Origin of the sequence: Peribacillus sp. NPDC097224, assembly GCF_044761985.1 — a bacterium.
Classification (GTDB): Bacteria; Bacillota; Bacilli; order Bacillales; family DSM-1321; genus Peribacillus.
This window is the reverse complement of sequence record NZ_JBIWDK010000003.1, coordinates 14,223-40,666: the sequence shown is the minus strand read 5'-3', so window position 1 is coordinate 40,666 and position 26,444 is coordinate 14,223. Positions and strand designations below refer to the sequence as shown.

Below are 26,444 nucleotides of genomic sequence, written 5' to 3'. Positions count from 1 at the left end.
ACATTTGACATCATCCATCACCCTTTCTGTCTGTATATACATTTTATAACGAAATATGGCATTTTTACACATATTTCGTGCATTCCCTATAAAATAGTTAACGCGTTCCCTTTCATGGACCATAAAAAAAGCATAGTAAAGGTCTCCCTCCACTATGCCCAGTATAAAAACTTAAAGAACTGCGTATTCCGGATCGGCAACTTTGACAAGCTGCTTCCCTAGGTTCTTTCCTTTAAATAAGTCCAAGAATGCCTCAGGGGTGTTTTCGAACCCTTCCACAATAGTTTCTTCGTACTTCAGTTTACCTTGTTGCAGCCACTGCCCCAAATCTGAAGCTCCTTCTTGGAAACGATCTGCATAATTCCCGACCGTGAAGCCTTTCATAAGTGCGCTTGTTTTGATCATGGCCGATTGCAGGCGTGGCCCAAAATCTTTACCTTCTGCGTTATAAGAAGAGATTGCACCACATAATGGGATACGCGCATTCATATTTAACAGTTTGAAAACGGCATCCGTTACTTGGCCGCCAACATTATCGTAATACACATCGACTCCATCAGGGACTGCATTCTTCAAATCCGTTTCAAAACTTTCCTTCTTATAATTAACAGCTCCGTCAAAGCCCAGTTCTTTTGTTAAATACTCTATTTTCTCATCCGAACCGGCAATCCCCACTACCTTGGCACCTTTGATTTTTGCGATCTGTCCAACGACAGAACCGACGGCTCCAGCCGCTCCGGAAACGACGACCGTTTCGCCTTCTTGCGGTTTACCGATATCCAGTAACCCAAAGTATGCAGTCAATCCCGTCATGCCCAGTATGCCTAAATGAGTCGTGATTGGTGCCACTTTAGGATCAATCACCCTGACTTGCTTTTCATTCACGACCGTATATTCCGCCCAGTCGATATTTCCCACAACGACATCGCCTTGCTTGAAGCTGGACGATTTGGATTCCACCACTTCAGCCACGACGCCACCAGTAATGACTTTATTCAACTCAAATGGGGCAATATAGGATTTAGTATCTTGCATTCTTCCACGCATATAAGGATCAACGGATAAATAAAGCGTCCGTACTAAAATCTGATTTTCTTTCGGTGAGGGAACTTCACTCTCCACAAATTTGAAATCTTCTTTGGAAGGCATCCCTTTTGGACGGTTTGCCAGTGTGATCGTTTGTTGCGTTGATTGTGTCATGCATGTTCCTCCTTGATTTTTATTACATACTATAGAAAAGTTAGCGTAGCATTGATGCAGATTAACGGTCAAAGTTTCTGCTTACTTTTTCCAATACTATTCTATATGTAGCCCTATTTGTAAATCCTAAACTTTCTTATTTTGCATCAAATGAATTTCCCAATCCACAAAACAAGAAAAATAGCACTATACAGACCATTACCATATCTGGTACACTACTATAGTTACCAAGGGTAACTATTATCGGTGAGGAGGCAATAAAAATCGAGACATATCGTAAATTCTTCCATCAACTAATGTTGTTATATAGACCCTTTGAAAACAACCTCAATATACAGCTTGGTAAACACCATCTATATAGGGCCCAATGGACGATCTTATATCGCCTATTTAATGACGGACCTTCGACGCTTGTAGAGTTATCCAATTATCAAGGTGTGGAAAAACCGACCGTCACAAGGACGATTAACCGATTAGAAGAACTCGGGTACGTTGAACAGATTCCTGGTAAGGATAAGCGTGAAAAAATCATGCATCTTACTGAGCTGGGGAGAACCGTTTATCTGGAAGTGCGTGTAACGATTGACCGATTCGAACAGGACATCCTGATAGGCGTTTCGGAGGCTGAGCAGCAAGAAGCTATACGCGTCATGGAAAGCATAAGAAATAAACTTATAAAGTGAGGAGACAAAAAATTGCAACAAGCTGCTAAACCAAAATTATGGACGAAAGATTTTATCATCGTTTCTTCCGTCAACTTTTTCATTACGTTAATCTTTTATTTATTAATGGTCACGATCGGGGTCTATGCCGTAGAAGAATATGGTGCCACCACGAGCCAGGCAGGACTCATTACCGGAATTTTCATCATCGGTTCATTGATTGGACGGCTTTTGATCGGTCGCTTCATCAACGCCATTGGCCGGAAGAATACATTATTGATCGGATTAGTCTTCTTCACCTTGGCTACCCTTTTATACTTTGTGGATTTCGGGGTTCCTTTCCTCCTCGCCAACCGCTTAATTCATGGTTTTACAATGGGGATGGCCGGAACTGCATCTGGAACGATCGTCGCCCAAATCATACCGATTACGCGTAAAGCGGAGGGAATCGGCTATTTCAGCATGAGTGCAACATTAGCCACAGCAATCGGACCTTTCATCGGGCTATCTTTAAGTCAGCATACAAGCTTCCAAGTGATATTGATTTTCTGTGTAGCCTTGGGCATCATCGGGGTACTGACGGCTCTTTTCATATATGTACCGAAATTAGAGATCTCAACTAAAACAGCTGAGGTGAAAGGCTTTAAGCTTTCTAGCTTTATTGAACCGAATGCCGTCCCAATTGCAATCATCACTTTGTTAGTGGCATTCTGTTATTCCAGCGTCCTTTCTTATATTAACTTCTATGCGATTGAAATCGACCTGGTCAGCACAGCCAGCTTCTTCTTCCTTGTCTACGCTGTTGCCGTATTGGTATCGCGTCCTTTCACAGGCCGATTGATGGACTCCAAAGGTGCAAACTACATTATGTATCCGACATTCATCATTTTTGCCGGGGGAATGTTACTCCTAAGTACAGCAACAAATAGCTTTACATTACTATTGTCCGGTATCTTGATTGGACTCGGATTTGGGAACATGCAATCAAGCACACAGGCCATTGCAGTCAAACTGACACCGCCTCACCGGATGGGGTTAGCCACATCAACGTTCTTCATTGCACTTGATGCAGGGCTCGGATTTGGGCCTTACCTTCTTGGATACATCATTCCAAAAACGGGATACAGTACATTGTACGTCATCCTGGGTATTACCGTCCTTGTCACTACCGTCCTATACTACTTCTTACATGGTAAAAAAGAACATGCCGCCATGGAAGAACTTAAGAAATCCAAGCTAGCTTGATTACTACCGATATAAAAAAAATTAGCCAGAGGAGAATCACTCTCTCTCTGGCTAATTTTTTTTATTTACTTTTCACGTGCGTTTTTAATGAAGAGGGAAACAACCAGTCCGGCGACCGCAAGAAGCAGACCGAAAATGAAAGCATCTTGAACACCTGCTGTCAATGAAGCTCCTATGGCAGCTGGGTCTAATGGATTTTCCAATTTCATCATATAAGATTTTTGGGAAGCAGACATGATGGTGATCGCCACTGTCGTACCAATTGCACCCGACACTTGCTGTAATGTATTCATTAGAGCCGTTCCATCAGGGTACAGTTCTTTCGGAAGTTGATTAAGACCATTCGTCTGTGCTGGCATCATGACAAGGGAAACCCCTACCATCAATAAAGAATGCAGGATGATGATCATGGTGATCGTCGTTTCTGTCGTGACGTTCGATAAGAACCATAACACGACAATCATGATGATGAATCCTGGAGTGACCAACCCTCTAGGACCATACTTATCAAAGATACGTCCCGTTATTGGCGACATGATCCCGTTCAGGACACCACCAGGTAAAAGTACAAGTCCAGCTGTGAATGCAGCCAATGCCATACCCGTTTGCAAGTACATCGGTAAAAGAATCATGGAAGACAGGATGACCATGAAAGCAAGGAAAACGGTAATGAGCCCTAACGTGAACATAGGGTATCTCATCACGCTTAAATCGATCATCGGCTTTTCCATTTTCAATTGTCTTAAGGAGAATAAGAGAAGGCCGATCAATCCGACAATGAGTGTAATCAAGACGATGGCACTACCCCATCCTTTGTCCCCGGCCATACTGAAGCCATATACGATTCCGCCAAAACCAATCGTCGATAAAATAATCGATGGCACGTCAATTTTTGGTTTAGTGATTGGAGAGACATTTTGCATATATATCAAGCCAAATAATAATGCGGCCACAAGGAAAGGCAACGAAATCCAGAAAATCCAATGCCAAGTAAGGTGTTCAAGAATCAAGCCAGAAACTGTTGGTCCGATCGCTGGTGCGAACATGATGACGAGCCCCATTAGACCCATCGTTGCTCCCCGTTTATGAACTGGGAATATCAATAATATCGTATTGAACATAAGAGGCAATAACAGTGCTGTTCCAATTGCCTGAATTACACGGGCTACTAGCAAAAGACCAAAACCTGGCGCTAATGCGGCGATGAGCGTTCCAATGATGGAGAACACCAATGAAGCAAAGAATAGTTGACGAGTACTGAACCACTGGATCAAAAGCCCTGAAACCGGAACTAATATTCCAAGCGTCAACAGGTAGCCTGTCGTTAACCACTGGATCGTGGAAGGGCTGACACTGAATTGTTCAATTAAATCACCCAATGCCATGTTTAAAGCTGTTTCACTAAATAATCCGATGAATCCCGCTATTAGGAAAGCGATCAAAATAGGGGTCGTTCTAATGACGGGTGTCGAATTTTGTTGCTGTGTTGCATCTGACATAAAAATAATTCCCTCCAATTACTAACTGAATAGACCTAGCTAATCATAGTTTTTCTGTATCTCTTACTTGTTCATGAATAATGACGGAATAAGCTTGGAAATTGCTTGTAGGGGTTCTGCGCTTTTCGCTGTTAACGATAACAGGATGCCCCCTTCGATCAAAGCGTTAATGGCAAAACTTAGCTCCTTCGACCGCTCTCTACTATATCCCGCATCCAGAAACTCATTCACATAAATGGATTGCCACTGTGTAAACGCATCTTGACAGGCCAATCTTATTGGCTCACTCGTGGAATATGTCTCGCCCGCTATCGTACCTATCGGCAAGCCAACGAGATCCCCATTCTCACCGAATAACTTCGATAATTCATAAACATGATCTTGAAGTGCTTTAACAGGATCATCATTGCTGTCGAATACATGTTTTATCTCCCGTAAGACAAGATCCTTAGCATGGTTAATCGCTTCAATAGCCAGTTCTTCTTTCCCCTTTGGAAAATAATGATAAAGTGAACCCTTGGGAATACTGCTTTCCTCAATGATTTCCTTTAGCCCTACACCATAATAACCCCGGATTCTGAAAAGACGAGAAGCCGCTTCAATAAGGATGTCTTTGGAAGTTGGTTTTTCAGACAATACTGAATCACTCCTTGAAAATTATAACAACCGGTCTACTAGTACAATAAGGGTAGCCCTGTGCTTTGTCAATCCAGAGTGAGGTGCCGTTATATAAAGAATCCATGGCCAAGCCTATCACACAGGGCCCATGATCTATAGCCACCCATTCAAGAATTCTTATCATGATTTTTAAAATCAAGAATCGCAATGACAAACATCCCAAAACCAAGCATGAGAGACAGAACTTCAAAAGTGCCCATTCCTTCATCGCCTCCTTTCTTTCAGCATTTACGGATATAAGATTGTCCTATACAAAATAAAGAAAAAAAGCAAACCCATTTGGAGTCTGCTTTCGTAAGGATCCTAACCATTCACTTAATAAGTCCTTCAATCAAATCGATGCCAGGGAATATGCCCTATTGAAGATACTTCGAAGATTAAATTTGCGGGTATTGCAAGTAACGATCGGGTGAATGCCTTTTACTCTATAATTAAAACAAATCAATGAAGTGTTTAGCCGTCTTAGAAAGGTAGCGGTCTTTCCGCCAGATCAATGCGATTTTCGATTGAATCGCCGAATCGATAATTTCAAGCATCCTTACGCCTTTTATACCGTGTGGTGAGACGGCAGATTTCGGGACGATGCTTGCGCCGATACCCGCTGAAACCAAAGAAAGCAGTACATTTACATCATGGCACTCGCACAGAATATTGGGCTTCAATTCATTTTTCTTAAACTCCTCAATAATCTCTTCATAGATCCCCAACCCTTTTTCCCTATGTACTAATAGCAAAGGCGTATTTTCCAAATCGTTCAACGAAATTTTATCCTTAAAATGAAAGTCCTCCCATTCTTCAGGAACAACAAAAACGTTCGGTACCTCCCCTATATTCTTGATGAAAACTTGATTACTATCCACAGGTAAATAAACAATTGCGAGCTCGATATCCTGATTCTCCATATAATTGTTGATCTCATAGGGATCTCCTGCAAATAATTTAAAAGTAACAGAAGGATATTTATCGTTAAATTGTTTGACTTTGCTTGGTAAGTAAGACATATAAGCAAGTACTGCCCCAATGGCTAAAGTACCTTGTATCCCCTCACCTGTCTCCTTCACTTCGAGCATGGAGTCATCGAATAATTCCAACAGCACCTTAGACTTCTCATATAGCGCTCTTCCAGCCTCGGTTAACTCCATCCTTTTTCCATTTCTTTTCCGATCAAGCAACGTCACGCCCAGTTCTTCTTCCATAAGATTAAGTTGCTGGCTTAACGGTGGCTGAGACATATTCAATCTTTTGGCCGCACGAGAAACTTGCCCCTCCTCCGAAAGGGCAAGAAAATAGCGTAACTGTCTAATATCCATATTTCACCTCGAATTTTTATATATGACAAACATATATAAAAGTAATAATATAGGTATTTTTAATTAGTTGCAAACCATGATAAACTCATTACGTTTCAATAAAAAAGGGGTGGATGGAATGAAAACTATCAAAGATTTAAACAAAAGCTTCATTAATGGAGAATGGGTAGAAGGATTAAGTTCACGTAGATATGATATCTTAAACCCATATGACAATTCAGTAATCTCGAACGTTAGCTTGGCTACAGCAAAGCAACTGGAAGATACTTTTGAAATAGCGAAACAAGCTCAAAAAGACTGGGCAAAAGCTTCTGCAGACACACGTCGCCAGGTTATGATGAAAGTCGGGGAATACCTACAGGAAAATCGTGAAGAAATCATCGAGATGATCGCTCGCGAAACGGGTGGATCACTTATCAAAGCGACTGTAGAGTTTCAATTGACTGCAGAAATAGTAGAAGCTTCGGTCAATATGGTCGATGAAATTCATCAAATGCATGAAGTGCCATCAGCCATCGATGGAAAGGTCAATCATATACATCGTTTGCCTTTGGGAGTTATTTCTTCTATTTCACCATTTAACTTCCCTATGAATTTATCAATGAGAACCATTGCTCCAGCGATTGCATTAGGAAACGCAATCGTTCATAAACCCGATGTTCAAGTTGCATTTGCAGGCGGAATCTTCATTGCCGCAGCCTTCGAATATGCTGGACTACCAAAAGGAATCTTCAATATGATTCTTACGGATTTAGAGGAAATCGGTGACGGTATGCTGACAAATCCGATTCCTAGACTAATCAGTTTTACAGGTTCTACTCCTGTCGGAAAACATATCGGGGCCATCGCTGGACAAAACCTGAAACGAGTTGCACTAGAACTTGGTGGGAACAACCCATTCGTCGTCTTGTCCGATGCGGATGTGGATCGTGCTGTTGATGCTGCGATCTTTGGAAAATACATTCACCAAGGGCAAATTTGCATGGCCATCAACCGCCTGATTGTCCACAAAGACCTTTACGAAGAATTCATCACTAAATTCGTAGAGCGGGCAAAAGCTCTTCCATATGGTGATCAATTAGATCCTAAAACCGTGATTGGACCACTTGTGAACGAACGCCAATTAGAAAAGGTTCAACAAGTCATCGCAGATGCTAAAGCAGCCGGCGTGAATGTAGCATTAGAAGGAGAACGCGTTGGCAATGTATTGACTCCAACCATTTTCCGAGATGTTAAAAATTCAGATGCCATTGCCCAAACGGAATTGTTCTCTCCTGTCGTTTCCATCATTGAAGCAGAAACAGATGAAGACGCCATCGAGATTGCCAATGACACAAAGTATGGACTAAGCTCTGCCATCTTCTCTTCGGATTTGGAGAAAGCGGAACGGTTAGGTCTTCAAATCGACAGTGGCATGACACACATCAATGACCAAACGGTTAATGATGGCACGAATGTACCATTTGGCGGAAACAAAATGAGTGGCTTAGGAAGGTTCGGTAACCCATGGATTGTCGAAGAATTCACTGTGACGAAATGGATTTCCCTTCAAACAAATTATCGTGAATTTCCCTTTTAATTAAAATCTCTACCATAAAATCCCTTGACAATTTTACATTGTCAGGGGATTTTGTTTAAAGGGACTTTACTATCAGTCAACTGCTCACCCTGACTCTGAAGAATTCTCTTTATTTTTTCGGATTGTAAGTCACCACATCCCTCTTAAGGGTTTCACCCTTACTCACTATTATTTTCCTTGTTTGTTACAATTAGATTAAAATTCTCCCTAATGAAGGATTGCTATGAATTATGTGGAATTTATTACAAAACACCTTTAAGGATGAAAAAACATGAAAAATAAAGACTTACATAATTTCGATACGCTTGACTACCGCGAACTCATCCCAAGGAATGGGTTTATATTTAAATTCAGAAAAAAAGATAACCGCTTCGTTCATACTTTCGTTGAAGGTTCGTTCATTACAGATGCGATAACCCCTTCTGCCACGGTTGTGGGTCATACCTTAGAGGACTTCTTACCCCAGAAACAAGCCTTAGAGAAGCTAACATACTATGAAAGGGCGTGGAATGGGGAAAGCGTTACATATGAAGGGCAAATCGATGACGTACAATATGTTGCCTCGTTAAATCCAATGATGAGGGATGGACAAGTCATGGAGGTCATCGGGACAGCCATCGATATATCAGATCAGAAAAGAAGTGAAACAAAAATACAAGAATTAGAGAAACTATCAGTAGTCAGTGAGTTGGCAGCGGGAATCGCTCATGAAATCAGAAATCCATTAACTTCACTATTCGGGTTCACCCAAGTCATTAAAGAACATGTGAAGGATGATTCCATCCAAGATTATCTGGATATCATGAGGAACGAATTAGATAGAATCGACGACATTGTCAATAAATTCATGTTTATAGCACAACCTGATAAAACTATGAATATTAGTGAATGCTCCATTAACTCTATCATCGCTTCTGTTATAAAAAGTCTGGAAAGTCAGGTTGCTATAAAGGGCATTAAGCTCAACTTTCATAACCAAACGATGATTACAGCAGAATGTGATCAAAGCCTCATCGCAAAGGTTTTGAAGAATCTTATCCAAAACGCTTTGGAAGCAACCAACGAAAATAGTGGGGACATAGAAGTATCATTGAAAGACATCAACCAACAGCACTATTTAATCCAAATAACGGATAAGGGCTCAGGCATGACGAAAGAAAGGTTAAAAAGGCTATTTGAACCTTTTTATACGACGAAGGAAAAAGGAACAGGATTAGGCCTGATGATTGATAGACGCATTATCGAGCTACACCAGGGAATCATTGATTTTAAAAGTGAGGTAGGGAAAGGAACGGAAGTGAACATCACTTTACCTAAAGTCCTTAAACCTAAATAAGGTAAAATCGAAGGCTGCAGAGGATGAATATGGACTCCATTAAGCTCAAGAGGCTAGCATAACGAAAGAAATTAGGAAAAATTAAATCCAAAAAGGAAGATGAAATCATATAAATAACATAAGGGCCTATCAGGGCCCTTTTCAACTTTCCTTGAATGATTCCTTCCTGCCTATGGATAGGCTGAAGTTAGTCAAGGTATAGATTCTAGCGGTTAAGATGAATAAATCTTGATAGTTATTTTCAACATATTCATCGATGATGGCCATTCCTTCCCTAAATCTATCAACCAATAAATATGTGTACGTTTCATCCCAAGTGAATCGATTTATTCTTTGGAGCTCATCCGCTAATATTTGAAACTTATACTCTTCTATTAGAAGCTTCACCTGATACAGTTTATCCCGATTCAATGTAAAGCAATTACGTTCGTCTTGGTACTGTTCTTGGACAAACTTCACAAAACCATCTATATTTTCAGCCAGCATTCTCGCCATTTGCATCTCGAAATTCATATTTCCCCTTCCCTTCTTTCCTTTCCATCCTAATAAGAGTGTATGTTCTAAGATATTATTTTAATACTAGCAATATACTTAATCCTTCATGATTCATAAGAAAGAAAAAAAGATGACACTCCGTATAAAGCACGGAGGTCATCTTCTTGTTGCCTTGTATAGATACTTTTAATGAATATCTTGCTTCCTGAAACTGCCGCCTTTGACTTCAGCTACGTCATATACGGTCACAAAGGCATTCTTATCGATTTCATAAATGATTTCTTTCATTTTACTTTCTTCCAAACGGTTAATGACACAAGTGATTTCCTTGAATAGCTCATTTGAATAACCGCCATAAGCATCATTATAAGTAGCACCACGACCTAAGCGATCGCGAATCGTCTCTACCATTAATTCTGGTTGTTTCGTAATGATTTTGAAAGTTTTTGAACCACTTAAACCCTCTTCCACGATATGAATGACTTTAGATGCAATAAAGTATGCGATTGCCGATAGAATAGCCCCTTGTAGTCCGAATACTGTGGAAACGACAATAAACACGAACGTGTTCAAGAATAGGATAAGGTCACTTGTTCCGAAAGGTAATTTTCTAGAAAGCAATACGGCCAACATATCGATTCCATCCAATGCCCCACCATTACGCAATGCTAGACCCATACCAAAACCGATGATGATCCCTCCGACAACGGTAACGAGCAATGTATCACCCTCAATGATTGTAGGGACATGATGCATCAGGACCGTACCGACTGCCAACGAGGCAATGCCGATAACGGAATAAAAAGCAAAACTCTTACCGATTTGCTTATACCCTAACCAAACAAAAGGAATGTTAATGATTCCAATCAGAACGCCTAACGGTAATCCAAACAATTGGGAACCAACGATGCTTAACCCTGTTACGCCTCCATCCGATACGTTATTCGGGATCAATACGGCTTCCAATCCGTATGCTGCAATAAGCGCACCGATTATGATAAGGATTACTTTGGAAACGACCTTCAGTTTATTACTTCTTTTCTTTCTACTATGCATTTGATTTCCCCGTTTCATTTCGCTTCGTTCCTACTTATTTTTCAGTCTCCAGCCCATGGTGCAAGTGGCTTTTAACGATAACATTTTTTATTGTTCTGTTATAAAGTATAGCGTAAATCAATAAAAATCAAAAATAATAAGGCAAAAAAACTCGGAATTTGTCATGGTAGAGAAGAGGTTATCTGTTGATGCAAAAGGCTTCATAAAAAAGTTCTCCATCGCAAAAACGGCAACTTCCCTTGAGGGTAAGTTGCCTTCCTTAAAACGCATCGTTTTCGCTACACATCGACATCAGCCCCCTAAACGAAGCCCTTTCTATTAAAGCACCTTGCTTAGGAAGGATTGGGTGCGCTCATGCCGAGGATTTCCAAATAATTCATTTGGTTCGTTTTCTTCGACTATATACCCACCGTCCATGAATAGAACACGGTCCCCGACTTCCCGGGCAAAGCCCATTTCATGGGTGACCACAACCATGGTCATCCCCTCTTTGGCCAGCTGTTTCATGACTTCTAGAACATCCCCCACCATTTCAGGGTCAAGTGCGGAAGTCGGTTCATCAAAAAGCATGATTTTTGGATTCATGGCTAGTGCCCTCGCAATGGCCACCCGTTGTTTTTGTCCGCCTGATAGCTCTCCGGGATAACTTTTCGCTTTCTCTCTAAGCCCTACCTTATCCAGTAATCCATATGCGAATTCTTCCGCCTTTCCTTTCTCGATATCCTTTATTTTAATGGGCCCCAATGTAATGTTCTCCAAAACGGTTTTATGCGGGAATAGATTGAAATGCTGAAAAACCATCCCTACCTCTTGTCTCACTTTATTTATATTGATTTTCGTTTTTTTATTCGTTATCTCATGCCCGTTAATCACTACCTCCCCACCCGTAACATCCTCAAGGAGGTTAAGGCAACGAAGGAATGTACTCTTTCCAGAACCCGAAGGACCAATAACGCAAATCACTTCTTTTTCCTGCACAACTGCATTGATATCTTTCAGGACTTCCACCTGACCGAAGGATTTCTTCAAATTTTTCACCGTGATCATGCTCATCTTAATTGGACCCTCCTCTCTATGAAATTAGCAAGCAAGGTTAACAGGTAAATGATGATAAAGTAGACTACACCGACAGTCAGCCAAATCTTGAACGCTTCAAATGTCGCCGACGCCTGAATCTGCCCTTGCTGGGTCAAATCCGCAATGCCTATGATCGATAGAAGCGAGGTGTCTTTTAAACTAATGATCGATTGGTTCGTGATAGTAGGGAGCATTCTCCTGAAAGCTTGCGGAAGAACGATGTAGCGCATCGTTTGTGGACTGGTGAATCCGATGGATCTCGCCGCTTCCGTTTGTCCTTTATCAATGGATTGTATGCCCGCTCTTATTATCTCGGCAAAGTATGCCCCTGCATTGATTGCAACGGTGATGATCCCAGCCGTTGTATTGTTCAGGGAGATCCATTGCAGGGAGTTTATCCCGAAGTAGATGAAAAACAATTGAACGATAAAAGGAGTTCCCCGAATCGCGTCTACATAGATCTTCGCTATCCAATTCAATATCTTGAGTGGGGCCAGGCGCAGCATGGCCACGACTAAACCGATTAAAAAACCTAATATGATGGCAATCACAAATATATATAGCGTCACTTGCAGTCCTTGTAATAAATAGGGTAACGCCGAAACAATGATATCCATTCTTTTCATCTCCTTTCAAAAAAGAAGGCGCGCTTTAGGCGCGCTTTAAGCGCGCCTTAAGCATCCTTTATTCACCAAGATATGTTTTTAAAATCTCATCGTATGTTCCGTCTTCTTTAAGGTTGGCAAGCCCTTTATTGATTTGTTCCAGCAACTCCTGATTCTTCCCTTTCAATACGGCAATGCCATACTGATCACCATTCAAACGATCTCCCACGATTTGTAGGCCTAGGTCCTTCTGAGTGATTGCATAGGAGATAACCGGGTAATCTTCGATAAGCGCTTCTGCATTTCCGTTCGACACTTCCTGAAACATAGCTGGGCTGTCATTGAATTGAACGACTTTAATTCCTAGTTTCTTAGAATTATCTTGTGCATATTTGGCACCCGTCGTTCCTTTTTTCACGGCCACGGTTTTTCCTTTAAGGTCATCAACAGATTTAACGGCCGTATTATCCTTATTGACGACCACCGTCAATCCGGCATCGAAATATGGCTCCGAGAAATCCACTACCTTTTTTCTTTCATCGGTGATGCTCATTCCTGCAATGGCCACGTCAAGCTGATTCGCTTGCAGTGCCGGGATGATTCCACCAAAATCCATTGGGGAAAGTTCAATCGTAAAGCCTTGGTCTTTCGCTATCGCCTGGATTAAATCAATATCAATACCCTTATAATCATTTCCATCTTTAAATTCAAATGGTGGGTAGGTTGTATCCACACCCACTTTGTAAACCTTTTCATTTTTCTCTTCTGTTCCGGTACCATTCCCTTTCTCTTTTACAGCTGTTGTGTCATTGGTTCCACATGCTGAGATTACAAGAGTAAGAATGAAAAACAAACTAAGTAAACCAAGCTTCTTCATAAAATCCCTCCGATATACCTTTTTAGGTATTTTCTCACTAACTACTTATATCCTATAATATAACATAAATATAAAAAAATGTTATATTTGTAGTCTGGATAAATATAAAACATCCGCTGGATCATCCATTACTGGTTCAGTAGAATCTTTTCGATGATGGGCTAGATTTCTTATGAAAAGTTTTTATTTACTAGGGAGGAGTACACTCGTACCTGTGAATAGTACGATACCCCTACTAGACGGGTAGATACCTATATGCCTTGTCCCTTCTTCCAGAAATTCATCCCCATAAGAAAAAGGACGATCATAAATGACCATCCCTGGATTATTCTTTTTCGTAAAGTTTTCACTCCATAATAAAAACATTTGCGCTTTATTTATTGGGTCTATACTGGATTGGGTCTTGTTTCAGTCTATCTTGTTCCCCAACAAACTCAATACTAATGACATTTGCCAAATTTATATGTTTGCCGCCGACTTGAAGCCACGTCGCATTCTGAATTAACTGAAGGTTAATGATGCTCGCATGATCAGTTAATGGCTCATTTGCCTCTAACTCTTCCGTTACTCCATTTACATAATAAAACTTATATTTCTCTTTACTCATTTTTCATCATCCTCTTTTCACCTAACGTACTTTATTCGACAGAGATACATGATAGTCCTGCTTATATGGTGAATATAAAAATAAAAACGTTTATTCCTGGTCTCTTTTTCTCTTGCGGGTTTTTATGGAGTTTGATATAAATGATCATATTTCAATTTATACCAAATCAACCTGAGGCAGGAGGATTTTTACTATGAATGATTTACTGATGAAAGTTTTCACATATCGAAAAGCGAGAAGATTTGAAGATGCTAAAAACGTAATGAAAACATTAATAAATAAAGAACCTGACCATGCCATATTTCAGTATCAAATGGCTTGGTGCTACGATAATTTGGGATTGGAAACTGAGGCAGTCCCTCATTACGAAAAAGCCATTCAATTAGGACTCCCTCCTAAAGACTTAGAAGGAGCCTATTTAGGATTGGGAAGTACTTATCGATCAATAGGAAGATATGTAGAGGCACAGAACCTTTTTGAAGAGGCGCTATTATTATTCCCAGACTCTGAGCAAATAAAAGTTTTTTATTCCATGACCTTATATAATTTAAAGCAATATGAAAAAGCGATGGCAGTCCTTCTAAACACTTTAGTCGAAACGACATCTGACGAATCCATATTACAGTATAAAGAAGCCATCGTTTTTTATAGTGACAAATTAAATCAGACATGGTGATACGCAGGTCATGTTAGCCTATCACCATTTGCATCATTATCCGAAGTATTGGTTCAGTATCTCTTTAAAACGTTTCTCATCGACTTCCTCTTTTTCTACTTTCCCGTCTGCCCATCGGGTAAAGGAGGTTTCCGTCAACGTGATACTCCCATTGTCGGTAAGTCGTGTGATCAGTCGGCTTTTGTTAAAAGGTGAATTCGGATGTTGCCTGATGATGGTTTGTACCTCATTCAATTCCCTCATATGTTCTACAGGATGTGCCGTATCAAAGGCATATCCTATTCTCCATTCAGGATCTTTATGCTTCAGCTTCAGTTCCAGGATATGATTGCCATGATCGGTATCCATCCGTTTCACCCGGAATTCCCCATTGTTAGAATGAACGGTTTCCCCGTTTAACGGTACTGGCCTTAATGGTAAGTTGCCTCCAAAACCCGTATCCACTAAATAGGGTTCCCCTTCATGCATTAATAGTATGGCTACATGTGTTCTTCCGGTTATCGACCATCCTTGGTTGTATATCACTCCGCGAACCAAGGAGACCTCCAATCCATTTTCGAGGAAGAAAAAATAGAGGGCCGCATTCAGTTCATAGCAAACGCCCCCCTCATTCCTCATCAAGACTTTCTCCATAATGTTTTCTTCGGAGATATCACTTGATTGTTTGGCAAGGACCGATGAGTTTTCAAAGGGAATCGTGTTGGCCGTTTTCTCAAGTATATTGGGAATATTTCCAAACGTTACTTTTTCACTTTCCGAGATTCCAATTCTTTTTCGAAACAATTCATTGATTTGTCCCATGTTCGACTCTCCTTATTCAATGTTTTGATAAGATATGTGGTATATGTCTTGTACCTTATCATATCCCCCGTGAAATCGAAAAATATTAAATATGAATATCCACACTTTTTATAAACGCTGGAAAATTCATTCCTTTAATCATTCTAAAAATGTATACGCGCAAAAAACATCCAAAGAACGTTCTCTTTGGATGTTTTCGGTTTATCCCATTCATTTTAATCTATTGATGAATGGACCATAATTACGGCTGTTATGTTGAACGGACAGCCATTTTAACGTCGTGAATTCTTCAAGTACCCATTCTCCATTGAAGCGGCCAAGACCTGAGTCTTTTTCTCCTCCGAAAGGCATGTGTGGCTCATCGTTAACGGATTGATCATTAACATGAATCATGCCCGTGTGGATTTTATGAGCGACTTGTGTGCCACGTTCAAGATTTGAAGAATGAACGGATCCGCTTAGGCCGTATGGATACGCATTGACCATTTGGATTACGTCTTCATCATTTTCAAAAGGTATCAAGATGGCAACCGGTCCAAAGATTTCGTTCTCAGCAAGTGGCATCGTATTTGTCACTCCAGTGATCACGGTCGGCTGAAGAACATTGCCATTTGCTTGTCCGCCCAAGCGAATCTTGGCTCCTTGCTCAACGCTTCCTTCTATATCTTTTAAGATACGATCGACCTGATCTCGGTTGATGAGCGGTCCTACATTGGTATCCTCATTCGCAGGATTTCCGTATTTAAGTTTTCCTGCAAGTTGGGTGAATCGTTCAGCAAATTCGTCATAAATGTCTTTATGGACAAAAATCCGATTGATTGCCATACAGATTTGTCCTTGGTGATAGAATTTCCCGAATAATGCGGAATCGACGGCTTGCTCGATATTTGCGTCATCAAGCACGATGAAGGCATTATTTCCGCCCAATTCCAATGCTGTTTTCTTAAGTCCCCGACCTGCAAGCTCTCCAATATGCCTGCCCACTTCCGTGGAGCCCGTAAAGGAAATCAGGCGTGGGGTCGGATGGGTAACGATATCATCACCGATTTCAGATCCGCGCCCGACAATGACATTCAACAAGCCTTTTGGAAGGCCTGCCGCTTCAAAAATGCTGGCAAAGATCAAACCGCCAGTGACCGGTGTATCTGTAGCAGGTTTGATGACGACCGCATTTCCGGTAGCTAGTGCCGGGGCTATAGATCGAATCGCCAGATGGAAAGGGAAATTCCATGGGCTAATGATGCCGATTACGCCTAATGGATTTCGGTACACACGATTTTCTTTTCCTGGTACTTGTGAAGGAAGGATTTTCCCCTCCATGCGATATGGATAAGTGGTAGCCTCTTTCAAGATGTTGAGGGAAGCTTGGAATTCAGACTGAGCCTTCATGAAGGTACTTCCTGATTCTTTAATGATCCACTCGGTGATCAGGTCCTTATTATCCTGCATGACAAGGATGGCTTTTTCCAACACTGCCCGTTTAACTTGCGGAAGTTCGTTAGCCCACTTTTCCTGTGCAAGGCTTGCTGCTTCATAGGCCCTGTTCAGATCTTCTTTTGTAGCGGCCTGGATGGTGAAAAGTTCTTCACCTGTAAAAGGATTGACGTTCGTCATCGACTTGTCACTATTCCCTGTTTGCCATTCTCCAGCTATATACATACGAGTAAAATCTATATTCATCATTTATGTTTTCTCCTTTACATGTATCTATTGTGTCATTCACTTCGAGGGGATTGTTCATGTGCTTAAGCAACCGCCCATTATTTTAGACTAAATGGATAGATTGTGTCTAAAGTGTTTATATTCATACTTTAAACCTCTTACGTCATTTTGTAAACTTATCCGCCTCAAGGCATGGAAAATGGGAGTATGATATAATTTTCGTATTGAAGGGGGTGTCGTTTTTGCGAAAAATCGCACCTGAAGAAAAACAATTATTGAGAAAATCCTATGTGAAAAGAATCATGAACGTGGTACGTACGAAAGGGTTCCTATCCCTGACCATTTCAGATATGGCCAAATTGATGAATATGAGCCGGGCTTCTTTATATAATTACTTTTCCTCAAAAGAAGAAATCCTTTTAGAAGTGATCGAATACTACCTTTCCTACATCCATGAAGCCGATCAGATGATTGCCGATGAGTCATTATCGTATCAGATCCGGCTTCAAAAGGTGTATGAGCAAACGGTCTTATCGGCGCTTTATGCCTCTGACATATTCATGAATGACTTAAAGATTGGCTGTCCCGCACTCTATTCAAGAAAGATGGAGGCGAGAAAAGAGCGGCTGGCTACCGTCCACTCGTTCTATTCACAGGGAATGGCAGCTGGAATTTTCCATGAGCTGAATCCCACAATCCTGATCATTCAGGATGAAGCTGCACTGAAAGTCATGACGCACTCCTCCTTTTTATTAAAAGAAGGACTTTCCTTGAAGCATGTCCTTTATGATCATTATCAAGCGAAGAAAGTACAAGTGCTAAAACCTGAGGCAATTGACGGCGAAGTGGATGAACAGATCCATGAAGTGATCGAACGCATCCTTCAAAAGCTTGCATCGACATTCTGATGATCATGAAAAAGGGGCTGACCAAGAAAATTTCTGGTCAGCCCCTTTGCTTCTATTCATGTACCTTCATGACTATTTTCCCTGTATTCTTATTCTGTTCCATATGTCGGTGGGCCTCTTTCGCTTTTTGGACGAATTCTTCCGTCAGCTCTTTTTTATACGCATCGCTTCTTGGAGTCAATAAGGTACCCTTCAAATGGACCCTCTTAAGCAGCAGATCCATCAGGTTCACTTGATTCACCACGGTTCCGCCCAGGATGCCGATTAACACCCAGCGTCCATCCGTGGCTATACTTCTAAGATTTTTCTCCCAGTATGAAGCACCGACGAAATCAAGAATTACATCCACGCCTTTATTATCAGTAGCCTTCAGTACTTCTTCGTCGAACGATTGTTTTTTATAATTGATGCATACATCCGCCCCAAGGGATTGGCAAAACTCCAGTTTTTCTTCCGAACCGGCGGTTGTGATGATCTTTGCATGGGTCATTTGTTTAGCCAATTGGATAGCGGCCGTACCGACTCCGCTTCCTCCGGCATGAATCAACACGGTATCCTGATCTTTTATTTGTCCTAACCAGAACAGAGTTTGATAAGCTGTCAGAAATACTTCGGGAATGGCTGCAGCTTCTTCAAATGTGAGGTTTTCCGGTACCAACATTGCCCGGTCCGCGGGCATGACGGCGTATTCTGCATATCCCCCACCTTTAACAAGTCCCATTACCCTTGTTCCTAAATCGATACGGGTTCCAGGTACTGCTTCCACTACTTCACCGGCCACTTCGATGCCTAAAATGGGATTGGTCATGTATCCTGCTTTTCCTTCCCTGGCTATGATATCCGTTCTGTTGATTGCAGAGGCCTGCACCTTGATCAACAAATCACCAGGACCTATACGTGGAATGGAGAATTCCTCAAATTCTAATTGATCCGCACCTCCAGGTTGCTTCACTGTCACTGCTTTCATTTATAATCTCCCCCAGTCCTTTTTGTGAGCTATATGCTACTCTAAATAAAAGCATCAGGCAAATCATTGAATGTCAAAACTAGGAAAGCGTTAAAATAAGCATGATTCCCTTGCTTCCTAATCAGAAAAAACCTGCCCCCCGAGGGACAGGTTACAAAACCTGATAATTAAAAGGTCTTATTTCAATACTGCCTTACCATCCAGATCATGATGCAATTGAGTAGCGGGAACCTTTGGATTAGGGATTTGACCTTTTGCAACGGGCTCGGCTACATAGACAAAATCGCCTGTTCCATCCGGAGCGCTTCCTGTCGCCCATAGACCTTCTGCTGATTCTTGTCCTTCTGAAAGGTTCCAGAATTCATAGGCTTCCTTCTGTGATTCCAATTCGGCTTCAGGTGGGAAGGAAGCCGGCACGACCACACCATTTTTCTCTTCTAACTCTGCGATGGCCGCCATCCATTGATATTGGTGATAACGGTCGCGTGCAAGCATTTTACGGAAGGTCGCACGTACACCTTCATCTTTTGTCATATGGTACAAACGCGCTACCTGCAAACGTCCTTGACTCTCAGCATGCAGGTTTGAACGCATGTCCGCTAATAAATTACCACTCGCTACGATGTAGGAACCGTTCCAAGGAACACCATTTGAGTTCGTTGGCAGTCCCCCAAGTCCGCTTACAAGCAGATGCTGTGGATTGATGCCGCCCATGATGGCTGCTGTTACCGGGTCTTTGGCTGCTTCTGCTTGATCTTCGGGTGAAGCTCCATCCAGCAATTGACTAATCAAGGAACAAAGCATTTCAACGTGTCCAATTTCCTCCGTACCAATGTCCATCAACATGTCCTTATACTTTTCTTCTCCACGACAGTTAAAGCCTTGGAATAAATATTGCATCATGACTGTCATTTCCCCGAACTGTCCACCCAATACCTCTTGGATTTGACGGGCAAGCATAGGATCCGGACGATCTGGTTTCACTTCAAATTGCAATTCTTTTTGATGACGAAACATAATGATTCCTCCTTTAGTTTTCTAGAGTTTTTATCCGTGCTATTTTATGAATCTTTCTTTGCTGTTAGGTTGACATCGTCCCTTCCTTTTTCCGAATGGAAGGTTACTAATTACTGTCACGTTTATTTTATTACCCGGATTTCCTGCCCCAAAACCACAAAAATCTTCACAAAAAAATTTGTGAATACTGGTTGAATAAGAGGTTCATTTTGTCCTTCGGGTGGTATAGTAGAAACAATGGATATTATCAATATATGGAAGATACTTAACTGTAGGGGGACTTATAGTTTCAAAAAAACTGAGAGGATTCACGGTTTAGTATACCTACGATTCATTGAAGGAGGATACATATATGGACGTTAGACCACGGCACCATAAAAATAAATCCATGTCGGAAAATCGCTATATCCATTCGTCCCGCAATCTTTGGTCGGGCATCTTATTCGGCATCGGCCTTGTCGCCTTCATAGATGAAATGGTTTTTCATCAACTCCTGCATTGGCATCATTTTTATGATAAGTCGACGACCAATATCGGACTCGTTTCTGATGGTTTATTTCATGCTTTGAGCTGGTTTGCGACCATCGGTTCTTTATTCATGTTCGCTGACCTTCGCAGACGGAATGCCTTATGGTTGAAAAGATGGCAAGGCGGTGTGTTTCTAGGGGCTGGTGGCTTCCAATTATATGACGGAACCATCCAACATAAGCTGATGAGGCTGCATCAAATTCGTTATGATGTGGATATCCTCCCGTACGATATGATTTGGAATATAATTGCTGCGGCATTGATTGTAGTCGGTGTCTACCTCATCTATCGAACAAGACGAAGCACGATAATAAGAGCGAAAGAATCTAAATCATCATGACGAAGGATGAACATATCCACCATATCACTAGTGGGCCTTCTACCGGACTCCCTCTGGTGATTCTACTCGCCATCATTTTAGTCCTATATATAGCAGCGATGATCCTTTCCAACCGGAAGCATAAAAAGTGGCCACTTTACCGAATGTTCTTTTGGGTGTTCGGAGTGACTTGTGCTGCCGCTTCAGTGATCGGACCCATAGCAGACCGGAGTCATATGAGTTTCACCGCACATATGGTCAGCCATTTGCTCCTTGGCATGCTTGCTCCACTGCTGATGGTCCTTGCAGCACCCATGACTCTTCTGCTCCGCACATTAAAAGTACCTCACGCAAGGCGACTTTCACGTCTGTTGAAAACCTGGCCAGTACGCATTTTGAGTAACCCCATCACAGCGTCCACCTTGAATATCGGAGGGCTTTGGGTGCTTTATACGACGGAATTGTATGCGGCCATGCATCAACATGCCTCTCTCTATCTGTTGGTGCATATCCATGTATTCCTTGCCGGCTATCTTTTCACGGCTTCCATGGTTTATATCGATCCGGCCCCGCACCGGTTCAGTTTCGTATTCCGATGCATTATCTTCGTCCTTGCTTTAGCCGGTCATGGAATCCTATCCAAGTACATCTATGCAAACCCTCCAATCGGGGTCATGTCTCACCAGGCGGAATCCGGAGCCGTCCTCATGTACTATGCCGGGGATGCCATCGACCTCGTACTCATTGGTTTGCTTTGCTTTCAATGGTATAAAACCGCCAGCCCCCGTCCGCCGCTAAATACGGAATTTTAATCCCTATGATTTTATGTTTAATCATCCCTATTTGGCTCATACTAATTTCTAGGAAAAGAATATTAGGGATGGAGCTGAATGGAACTTGGAATATGAAACGAAGAATACGACAGAAGCCGCTCTTCATGAATATAAAGCTGGAATTGGCTCTTTTACGGAAAAGATGCCTGAACTTGCAACAAAGTTCAATTCTTTAACGGAAGAATGCTTTAAAGAAGGCACCTTATCGAAGAAGCAGAAACAACTGATAGCTTTAGGGATAAGCTTATATTCCCAGGATGAATATTGCATAATCTATCATACGAAAGGCTGCCTCGATCAAGGTTGCTCGGAACAGGAAATACTTGAAACAATAGGCGTAACCGTTGCATTTGGTGGTGGTGCAGCGATGAGCCAGGCAGTCACGCTCATCCAAACGTGCATTGATGATTTGAACCAGCTCAAACAATAACAATCGAAACAAGGAAAGGCGAGCATATTGCATGCTCGCCTTCTTTAATGATTATGGTCCGATCAATGGGTCATATTGTTGTTGGTATTGGTTGGATTCCCGCTTGCAGGAGCAAATGAGTTTATCATTTGTTGCATATCCTGCTGTTGAAGCTGTGGTACTTGGTAATAATGATGTTTGTTTTGATAAAGCGAAATCTCATAGGCCATCTCTATGCAATTCGGAACGGAATCAGCGATGACCCGACGCAGTACTGGATTTGTCATCTCAAGTGCGGACATGGCTTTTAACGTTGCACTGGATTTCAAAGCCCCTAGCATCAAGCCCGAAATTCCTTGATCATTAATCTCTGACACCGATTGGTAAGGTTTCTTCGGCTTCGATGGTTTTAGGCCATAAATAAAATCATTGCCTTGATTCATATTGTAGGTTTGGGTTGGGACGGAAGGTTTTTGCCCCGTCTGGAAAGCCTCTAAGGAAGTATTATATTCCTGTTGGATGAACTGATATTGACGATCAAGGATATCCAATAATTCTGGGTCCTGTACATGTTGACGGAGCAACATATAGGTATCCAAAACACTAATCGTCCCCGCTAGCACTTCGTGTGCATCAAATAGTTCATGACCACCATGATTCATTTGCGGAGGTACCGCGCCTGTTTGCATATTTTGATGTGTTTGACCCTGTTGTTGATTTTGATTTTGCACTTACATCCCCTCCTTGTATGATGTTGGAACCAATATTAGTATGGGTAAACCGATAGGGAATATTCATGCCTGTTCCCTTCCATTGACCAAATTTCTCATTGAAATATCGTTCTTCGTTGCGATTAATAACGGTGTGGAAACAGAGTACATTACAGTATGATTGCCTATTTCATAAGGAGGTTGACGATGGGAATATTAAGTGGAAATCCAAAAGAAGAACCGATGCACTACGGAGAAGTATTTGGAACGTGGACCTATTTAGCAACCACAAAGGGCTTGTATCGCTTGTCATCAAACCTTGCTCAACCATGCTGGTGATGAAGATCTGCGTAAATTGATTGAAGAAAAAATCGAAAGAGGGAAACAGGAAATCGCCAAAGTGGAGGCACTATTGAAAGGAAAATGGTATCGGATTACCTCCAACGCCACCTGATCGATCAAAAGTCGATATTGAAGAAATCCCCGTTGGCGCCCGCTTTCAGGACCCGGAAATCGCCGCTTCCATATCCATGGATATTGCCGCCGGTTTAATAGCTTGCAGCAATATGATAGCCCAATCCATACGGGAGGACATTGCAGGGATGTTCGAACAATTCCATACTGAACATGCAGCTATGGGTGCCAATTTCCTTCATTTGAACAAGAAAAAAGGATGGTTGGTCCCGCCACCCCTCCATTTTAATAAAACGAAATAAAATGAATCCCCAAGATAAAGGGGGATTTCTGTTTTATTCTTTTAACCCCTCAAGAATGGGATATAGTTCTTCTAGATGTTTGATTTCATAGGAAGGGATGACTTCATTCCGTTCCTTGTCATGACGATTGATCCATACCGACTGAATGCCGGCACGTGTGGCACCAAGAATATCCGTCATTAAATTATCACCGACCATGAGCACTTCATCCTTATCAAGATTCATGAGTTCAAGTGCATGCTCAAAAATGGAAGCATCCGGTTTTCCGCGTCCAAACGCACCGGAAATGACAATCTGATCAAAATATGGGACAAGTTCAGGCGTGATTTCAAGCTTCGTATTTTGAAGCTGGGGTGAACCATTCGTCAGCAATAACAATTTGTACTTTCCTTTTAACTCATCCAACACGCGGAAGGACTCTTCATAGATGAACGGCTTTTTCCGTCTCTCAGCCGGAAAGCGTTCTGCAAGTTCCGCCCCGAATGCCGGATCATCAATACCTAGGGCCTTCAACCCTCTGGTCCATGCCTCTTTCCGGTATGTCGGCACAATCTTGGCCATTTTCCGGAACTCATCATGGTCATCCTGAAAATCTCCCCAAAGCCCTTCGAAAGGATTGATTCCAATCATTTTCGTAAACTCGTATGTATCATAAGAAGAATAAAGCTCACGTGCTTCCTTGCGCACCGCTTCCTCAAACTCGCCAATATTCACGTCATACTTCGCCTTTGCCACTTCACATGTTGCTACAAAAGCTTCTTTCACACTTTTCTGATCCCAGAGTAATGTATCATCCAAATCAAAAAATATAGCTTTCACCAAGACGTTCACCCTCTTTTCCATTCGTTATATTCGAAAAAATTGCACTATTACAATAATAAACCACAACGGTTGGAAAAAGAATAACTATTGGGGAAATTACCTACATCTTTTTCTGGAATAATAAAAAGATTTTCGCATTACTTACACGGATACAAACCACCCATACCACTATCATTGTGGCCCCTTACAAACTATTTTCCACTTATTTAGGAAAGGGGACCTTTTCGAACATATATAACCTCCCATTGCTGGCGACTGCATACTTCGGACCAGAGAACCCCCTTCGGATCAACTCTTTCCTTATATACACCATGAGAGCCGCATGACTCACGATCAGGGTATCTTGCTCCCCATTTGCCAAGATTTGATCCAGTGCTTGATTGATCCGCTTTTCAGCTTTCTTGATTTCCAGTCTCGTTTGCTTGTTCAAGAATGAGGAGCACCGAATCCAGATGGCCCATAGAATGAAGGGCAGTTTCACTTTCCCTTTAAGAGGGGGCGAAGGAATTTCACGCAGTTCCTTCATTTGAATGATTTTATCGGGATAAATATGCTCGGCGGTCTTCAGTGCCCTCGACATATCGCTTGTGTAGCAAGCCTTCCACTCCACATCCAATAGTGGAGTTTCCCCATAAACAATATCCGCTTCATCATAATCCTTGAACCATTGGTCCATGAAATCGGCCGTCACATACTTTCCGGTTGGAAAATCATGATTGACCTTAAAATGTCGTACAAGTCCAATTTTCATCCTATTCCCCTCATTATCTGTGTAATATAATTGATACGTAAATAACACTATCTAGTTAATCAATACCCTTATATAATGGAACTGTAAAAATATAGCACTAGGAGGAATGCGCATGTGGCCAATCAAAAACCTCTCAAAAATCGTCCTCGCTACCATACTAGCTTTTTCAACTATTTCATACTTTCTGCTATCAACTGACTCTGCTTCCGCTGCCACTACCGAAAATGCCTTGGTCAATACGAAGAACAGTGATTTGACCGTCAGGAGCGGTCCTGGGACCAACTATAAAAAAGTCGGCTCCCTAAAGAAAGGAAAATCAGTGACCGTCTATTCCAGAACCAAATCGGGATGGTCGGAAATTCGTTACAAAGACAAAAAATCCTATGTATCTACTAAATATTTAGCGTTCAGCCCCGTGAAGATTACCAAGAAGAAGTATAAAAGTATCAGTGACTTATCGTATCCTCAAGTATCCGGACTAAAAAGTAAAACAGCCCAGGAAAAAATCAACCGAACATTCACTAAACATGCCAAAGAAGCTTATACATCCTATTTAAAAGTGAAACAAGCGGATAAGGATGATAAAAATGAAGAGTGGTGCAATGGGAAAACGTGTAACTATATGTATGCGACCCAATATAAAGTGAAGTACAACCAAGACGGAAAGCTAAGTATCCTGCTCTACAATTATGTATATGAGGGCGGGGCACACGGAATCGGCGCTGTAACATCATATAATTTCAAAATATCTTCCGGCAAGCAAATGAAAATTGCCGACATCCTCACATCGAAACAGAAATATAAGAAAGTACAGAAGTACGCTTACAAATACATGAGCAAACATGAAGACTTTTTTGTCGATAAACAAAGTGATGTTCCCGTAAACAAACATTCCCAGTTTTATTACACTAAAGACGGAATTTATCTAATATTCCAGGAATACGAAGTAGCTCCCTATTCTTCCGGAAACCCATCCGTAAAAATCCCGGGGTCGGTTTATAAATGATGTAGTTTGGCATGGGGATTGGCTTTAACTCCTATGCCTTTTTACTACCCTTTATTCATTCTCGCTAACATATGATAAAGAATAGACAGATCC

The 26,444-nt window shown here is 41.6% G+C and carries 28 protein-coding genes and 1 pseudogene; 11 read left to right on the top strand and 18 right to left on the bottom strand.

All coding sequences use genetic code 11. The features are described from left to right. Positions 1-171 precede the first annotated feature (171 nt). Positions 172-1,200: an NADP-dependent oxidoreductase gene (locus tag ACIQXR_RS06840; RefSeq protein ID WP_402867496.1), complete on the bottom strand. Its 1,029-nt coding sequence runs from the start codon at positions 1,198-1,200 to the stop codon at positions 172-174. Between the two features lie 296 nt (positions 1,201-1,496). Between ACIQXR_RS06840 and ACIQXR_RS06835 the strand changes: the two genes are divergently transcribed. Together ACIQXR_RS06835 and ACIQXR_RS06830 are read left to right on the top strand one after the other, a co-directional pair. After that, positions 1,497-1,883: a MarR family winged helix-turn-helix transcriptional regulator gene (locus ACIQXR_RS06835; protein ID WP_402867495.1), complete on the top strand. Its 387-nt coding sequence runs from the start codon at positions 1,497-1,499 to the stop codon at positions 1,881-1,883. 12 nt (positions 1,884-1,895) lie between these two features. Beyond that, a complete protein-coding gene (locus ACIQXR_RS06830) occupies positions 1,896-3,107 on the top strand; it encodes an MFS transporter (protein ID WP_402867494.1) in 1,212 nt (403 codons plus the stop codon). 65 nt (positions 3,108-3,172) lie between these two features. Here the strand turns inward: ACIQXR_RS06830 and ACIQXR_RS06825 are convergent, their stop codons facing one another. The 4 genes from ACIQXR_RS06825 to ACIQXR_RS06810 form a co-directional block, all read right to left on the bottom strand. Beyond that, a complete protein-coding gene (locus ACIQXR_RS06825; protein WP_402867493.1) occupies positions 3,173-4,606 on the bottom strand; it encodes a DHA2 family efflux MFS transporter permease subunit in 1,434 nt (477 codons plus the stop codon). 63 nt (positions 4,607-4,669) lie between these two features. Beyond that, positions 4,670-5,242, bottom strand: coding sequence for a TetR/AcrR family transcriptional regulator (locus tag ACIQXR_RS06820; RefSeq protein WP_402867492.1), 573 nt, complete (start codon positions 5,240-5,242; stop codon positions 4,670-4,672). Between the two features lie 149 nt (positions 5,243-5,391). Continuing rightward, positions 5,392-5,484: a putative holin-like toxin gene (locus ACIQXR_RS06815; RefSeq protein ID WP_402867491.1), complete on the bottom strand. Its 93-nt coding sequence runs from the start codon at positions 5,482-5,484 to the stop codon at positions 5,392-5,394. 231 nt (positions 5,485-5,715) lie between these two features. Next, complete coding sequence (locus ACIQXR_RS06810; protein ID WP_402867490.1) at positions 5,716-6,594, bottom strand: LysR family transcriptional regulator; 879 nt, start codon at positions 6,592-6,594, stop codon at positions 5,716-5,718. 118 nt (positions 6,595-6,712) lie between these two features. Here ACIQXR_RS06810 and ACIQXR_RS06805 point away from each other — a divergent pair, with 118 nt between their 5' ends. Continuing rightward, positions 6,713-8,173, top strand: coding sequence for an aldehyde dehydrogenase family protein (locus ACIQXR_RS06805; protein ID WP_402867489.1), 1,461 nt, complete (start codon positions 6,713-6,715; stop codon positions 8,171-8,173). A gap of 271 nt (positions 8,174-8,444) precedes the next feature. Beyond that, positions 8,445-9,509, top strand: coding sequence for an ATP-binding protein (locus ACIQXR_RS06800; protein ID WP_402867488.1), 1,065 nt, complete (start codon positions 8,445-8,447; stop codon positions 9,507-9,509). 141 nt (positions 9,510-9,650) lie between these two features. Here ACIQXR_RS06800 and ACIQXR_RS06795 read toward each other — a convergent pair whose 3' ends face one another. From ACIQXR_RS06795 to ACIQXR_RS06770, 6 genes are all read right to left on the bottom strand, one after another. Beyond that, on the bottom strand, positions 9,651-10,022 hold the full coding sequence (locus ACIQXR_RS06795) for a hypothetical protein (RefSeq protein ID WP_402867487.1): 372 nt from the start codon (positions 10,020-10,022) through the stop codon (positions 9,651-9,653). A 168-nt stretch (positions 10,023-10,190) separates the two neighbouring features. Next, a complete protein-coding gene (locus tag ACIQXR_RS06790) occupies positions 10,191-11,078 on the bottom strand; it encodes a YitT family protein (protein WP_402867486.1) in 888 nt (295 codons plus the stop codon). A 300-nt stretch (positions 11,079-11,378) separates the two neighbouring features. Beyond that, on the bottom strand, positions 11,379-12,113 hold the full coding sequence (locus ACIQXR_RS06785) for an amino acid ABC transporter ATP-binding protein (protein WP_402867485.1): 735 nt from the start codon (positions 12,111-12,113) through the stop codon (positions 11,379-11,381). Further along, entirely contained in the window at positions 12,110-12,754 is a 645-nt protein-coding gene (locus ACIQXR_RS06780) for an amino acid ABC transporter permease (RefSeq protein ID WP_402867484.1), read from the bottom strand. Before ACIQXR_RS06780 ends, ACIQXR_RS06785 begins: the two co-directional genes overlap by 4 nt. A 67-nt stretch (positions 12,755-12,821) precedes the next feature. Then, on the bottom strand, positions 12,822-13,619 hold the full coding sequence (locus tag ACIQXR_RS06775) for a transporter substrate-binding domain-containing protein (RefSeq protein ID WP_402867483.1): 798 nt from the start codon (positions 13,617-13,619) through the stop codon (positions 12,822-12,824). Positions 13,620-13,992: 373 nt separating this feature from the next. Next, positions 13,993-14,226 (bottom strand): hypothetical protein, encoded by a 234-nt coding sequence (locus tag ACIQXR_RS06770; protein ID WP_402867482.1) that lies wholly within the window; start codon positions 14,224-14,226, stop codon positions 13,993-13,995. Between the two features lie 193 nt (positions 14,227-14,419). Here ACIQXR_RS06770 and ACIQXR_RS06765 point away from each other — a divergent pair, with 193 nt between their 5' ends. Further along, positions 14,420-14,902 carry a tetratricopeptide repeat protein gene (locus ACIQXR_RS06765; protein WP_402867481.1) on the top strand — a complete coding sequence of 161 codons (483 nt, stop codon included), beginning with the start codon at positions 14,420-14,422 and terminating at the stop codon, positions 14,900-14,902. A 36-nt stretch (positions 14,903-14,938) separates the two neighbouring features. On the opposite strand, the gene ACIQXR_RS06760 is transcribed toward ACIQXR_RS06765, so the two are convergent. Continuing rightward, positions 14,939-15,703, bottom strand: coding sequence for an arylamine N-acetyltransferase family protein (locus tag ACIQXR_RS06760; RefSeq protein ID WP_402867480.1), 765 nt, complete (start codon positions 15,701-15,703; stop codon positions 14,939-14,941). Positions 15,704-15,913: 210 nt separating this feature from the next. Then, entirely contained in the window at positions 15,914-17,383 is a 1,470-nt protein-coding gene (locus ACIQXR_RS06755; protein WP_402868500.1) for an aldehyde dehydrogenase family protein, read from the bottom strand. A 224-nt stretch (positions 17,384-17,607) separates the two neighbouring features. On the opposite strand from ACIQXR_RS06755, the gene ACIQXR_RS06750 reads away from it, so the two are divergent. After that, positions 17,608-18,273 carry a TetR/AcrR family transcriptional regulator gene (locus ACIQXR_RS06750; protein ID WP_402867479.1) on the top strand — a complete coding sequence of 222 codons (666 nt, stop codon included), beginning with the start codon at positions 17,608-17,610 and terminating at the stop codon, positions 18,271-18,273. Positions 18,274-18,325: 52 nt separating this feature from the next. On the opposite strand, the gene ACIQXR_RS06745 is transcribed toward ACIQXR_RS06750, so the two are convergent. Together ACIQXR_RS06745 and ACIQXR_RS06740 are read right to left on the bottom strand one after the other, a co-directional pair. Continuing rightward, positions 18,326-19,240, bottom strand: coding sequence for an NAD(P)H-quinone oxidoreductase (locus ACIQXR_RS06745; RefSeq protein WP_402867478.1), 915 nt, complete (start codon positions 19,238-19,240; stop codon positions 18,326-18,328). 177 nt (positions 19,241-19,417) lie between these two features. Further along, positions 19,418-20,257: a manganese catalase gene (locus ACIQXR_RS06740; RefSeq protein WP_402867477.1), complete on the bottom strand. Its 840-nt coding sequence runs from the start codon at positions 20,255-20,257 to the stop codon at positions 19,418-19,420. A gap of 352 nt (positions 20,258-20,609) precedes the next feature. On the opposite strand from ACIQXR_RS06740, the gene ACIQXR_RS06735 reads away from it, so the two are divergent. From ACIQXR_RS06735 to ACIQXR_RS06725, 3 genes are all read left to right on the top strand, one after another. Continuing rightward, positions 20,610-21,125 carry a DUF2243 domain-containing protein gene (locus ACIQXR_RS06735; protein WP_402867476.1) on the top strand — a complete coding sequence of 172 codons (516 nt, stop codon included), beginning with the start codon at positions 20,610-20,612 and terminating at the stop codon, positions 21,123-21,125. Beyond that, positions 21,122-21,916 carry a cytochrome c oxidase assembly protein gene (locus ACIQXR_RS06730; protein WP_403079767.1) on the top strand — a complete coding sequence of 265 codons (795 nt, stop codon included), beginning with the start codon at positions 21,122-21,124 and terminating at the stop codon, positions 21,914-21,916. Before ACIQXR_RS06735 ends, ACIQXR_RS06730 begins: the two co-directional genes overlap by 4 nt. A gap of 85 nt (positions 21,917-22,001) precedes the next feature. Then, the gene (locus ACIQXR_RS06725; RefSeq protein WP_402867474.1) at positions 22,002-22,367 is read left to right on the top strand and encodes a carboxymuconolactone decarboxylase family protein; all 366 of its coding nucleotides are present in this window, start codon (positions 22,002-22,004) and stop codon (positions 22,365-22,367) included. A 62-nt stretch (positions 22,368-22,429) separates the two neighbouring features. Here ACIQXR_RS06725 and ACIQXR_RS06720 read toward each other — a convergent pair whose 3' ends face one another. Continuing rightward, the gene (locus ACIQXR_RS06720; protein ID WP_402868498.1) at positions 22,430-23,035 is read right to left on the bottom strand and encodes a spore coat protein; all 606 of its coding nucleotides are present in this window, start codon (positions 23,033-23,035) and stop codon (positions 22,430-22,432) included. Positions 23,036-23,263: 228 nt separating this feature from the next. Here ACIQXR_RS06720 and ACIQXR_RS06715 point away from each other — a divergent pair. After that, a pseudogene (locus ACIQXR_RS06715) lies at positions 23,264-23,772 on the top strand (DUF3231 family protein). Positions 23,773-23,805: 33 nt separating this feature from the next. Here ACIQXR_RS06715 and ACIQXR_RS06710 read toward each other — a convergent pair. Next, positions 23,806-24,594 carry an HAD family hydrolase gene (locus ACIQXR_RS06710; protein ID WP_402867473.1) on the bottom strand — a complete coding sequence of 263 codons (789 nt, stop codon included), beginning with the start codon at positions 24,592-24,594 and terminating at the stop codon, positions 23,806-23,808. A gap of 202 nt (positions 24,595-24,796) precedes the next feature. After that, positions 24,797-25,345, bottom strand: coding sequence for a histidine phosphatase family protein (locus ACIQXR_RS06705; RefSeq protein ID WP_402867472.1), 549 nt, complete (start codon positions 25,343-25,345; stop codon positions 24,797-24,799). 112 nt (positions 25,346-25,457) lie between these two features. Here ACIQXR_RS06705 and ACIQXR_RS06700 point away from each other — a divergent pair, with 112 nt between their 5' ends. After that, on the top strand, positions 25,458-26,351 hold the full coding sequence (locus tag ACIQXR_RS06700) for a PdaC/SigV domain-containing protein (protein WP_402867471.1): 894 nt from the start codon (positions 25,458-25,460) through the stop codon (positions 26,349-26,351). Positions 26,352-26,444: the final 93 nt, after the last annotated feature.

Excerpts from the sequence above, each read along its gene's own strand:
- ACIQXR_RS06840 (WP_402867496.1), bottom strand. The coding sequence starts at position 1,200 with ATGACACAATCAACGCAACAAACGATCACACTGGCAAACCGTCCAAAA.
- ACIQXR_RS06835 (WP_402867495.1), top strand. The coding sequence starts at position 1,497 with ATGTTGTTATATAGACCCTTTGAAAACAACCTCAATATACAGCTTGGT.
- ACIQXR_RS06825 (WP_402867493.1), bottom strand. The coding sequence starts at position 4,606 with ATGTCAGATGCAACACAGCAACAAAATTCGACACCCGTCATTAGAACG.
- ACIQXR_RS06815 (WP_402867491.1), bottom strand. The coding sequence starts at position 5,484 with ATGGGCACTTTTGAAGTTCTGTCTCTCATGCTTGGTTTTGGGATGTTT.
- ACIQXR_RS06810 (WP_402867490.1), bottom strand. The coding sequence starts at position 6,594 with ATGGATATTAGACAGTTACGCTATTTTCTTGCCCTTTCGGAGGAGGGG.
- ACIQXR_RS06805 (WP_402867489.1), top strand. The coding sequence starts at position 6,713 with ATGAAAACTATCAAAGATTTAAACAAAAGCTTCATTAATGGAGAATGG.
- ACIQXR_RS06800 (WP_402867488.1), top strand. The coding sequence starts at position 8,445 with ATGAAAAATAAAGACTTACATAATTTCGATACGCTTGACTACCGCGAA.
- ACIQXR_RS06795 (WP_402867487.1), bottom strand. The coding sequence starts at position 10,022 with ATGAATTTCGAGATGCAAATGGCGAGAATGCTGGCTGAAAATATAGAT.
- ACIQXR_RS06790 (WP_402867486.1), bottom strand. The coding sequence starts at position 11,078 with ATGAAACGGGGAAATCAAATGCATAGTAGAAAGAAAAGAAGTAATAAA.
- ACIQXR_RS06785 (WP_402867485.1), bottom strand. The coding sequence starts at position 12,113 with ATGAGCATGATCACGGTGAAAAATTTGAAGAAATCCTTCGGTCAGGTG.
- ACIQXR_RS06780 (WP_402867484.1), bottom strand. The coding sequence starts at position 12,754 with ATGGATATCATTGTTTCGGCGTTACCCTATTTATTACAAGGACTGCAA.
- ACIQXR_RS06775 (WP_402867483.1), bottom strand. The coding sequence starts at position 13,619 with ATGAAGAAGCTTGGTTTACTTAGTTTGTTTTTCATTCTTACTCTTGTA.
- ACIQXR_RS06770 (WP_402867482.1), bottom strand. The coding sequence starts at position 14,226 with ATGAGTAAAGAGAAATATAAGTTTTATTATGTAAATGGAGTAACGGAA.
- ACIQXR_RS06765 (WP_402867481.1), top strand. The coding sequence starts at position 14,420 with ATGAATGATTTACTGATGAAAGTTTTCACATATCGAAAAGCGAGAAGA.
- ACIQXR_RS06760 (WP_402867480.1), bottom strand. The coding sequence starts at position 15,703 with ATGGGACAAATCAATGAATTGTTTCGAAAAAGAATTGGAATCTCGGAA.
- ACIQXR_RS06755 (WP_402868500.1), bottom strand. The coding sequence starts at position 17,383 with ATGAATATAGATTTTACTCGTATGTATATAGCTGGAGAATGGCAAACA.
- ACIQXR_RS06745 (WP_402867478.1), bottom strand. The coding sequence starts at position 19,240 with ATGAAAGCAGTGACAGTGAAGCAACCTGGAGGTGCGGATCAATTAGAA.
- ACIQXR_RS06740 (WP_402867477.1), bottom strand. The coding sequence starts at position 20,257 with ATGTTTCGTCATCAAAAAGAATTGCAATTTGAAGTGAAACCAGATCGT.
- ACIQXR_RS06735 (WP_402867476.1), top strand. The coding sequence starts at position 20,610 with ATGGACGTTAGACCACGGCACCATAAAAATAAATCCATGTCGGAAAAT.
- ACIQXR_RS06730 (WP_403079767.1), top strand. The coding sequence starts at position 21,122 with ATGACGAAGGATGAACATATCCACCATATCACTAGTGGGCCTTCTACC.
- ACIQXR_RS06720 (WP_402868498.1), bottom strand. The coding sequence starts at position 23,035 with ATGCAAACAGGCGCGGTACCTCCGCAAATGAATCATGGTGGTCATGAA.
- ACIQXR_RS06705 (WP_402867472.1), bottom strand. The coding sequence starts at position 25,345 with ATGAAAATTGGACTTGTACGACATTTTAAGGTCAATCATGATTTTCCA.
- ACIQXR_RS06700 (WP_402867471.1), top strand. The coding sequence starts at position 25,458 with ATGTGGCCAATCAAAAACCTCTCAAAAATCGTCCTCGCTACCATACTA.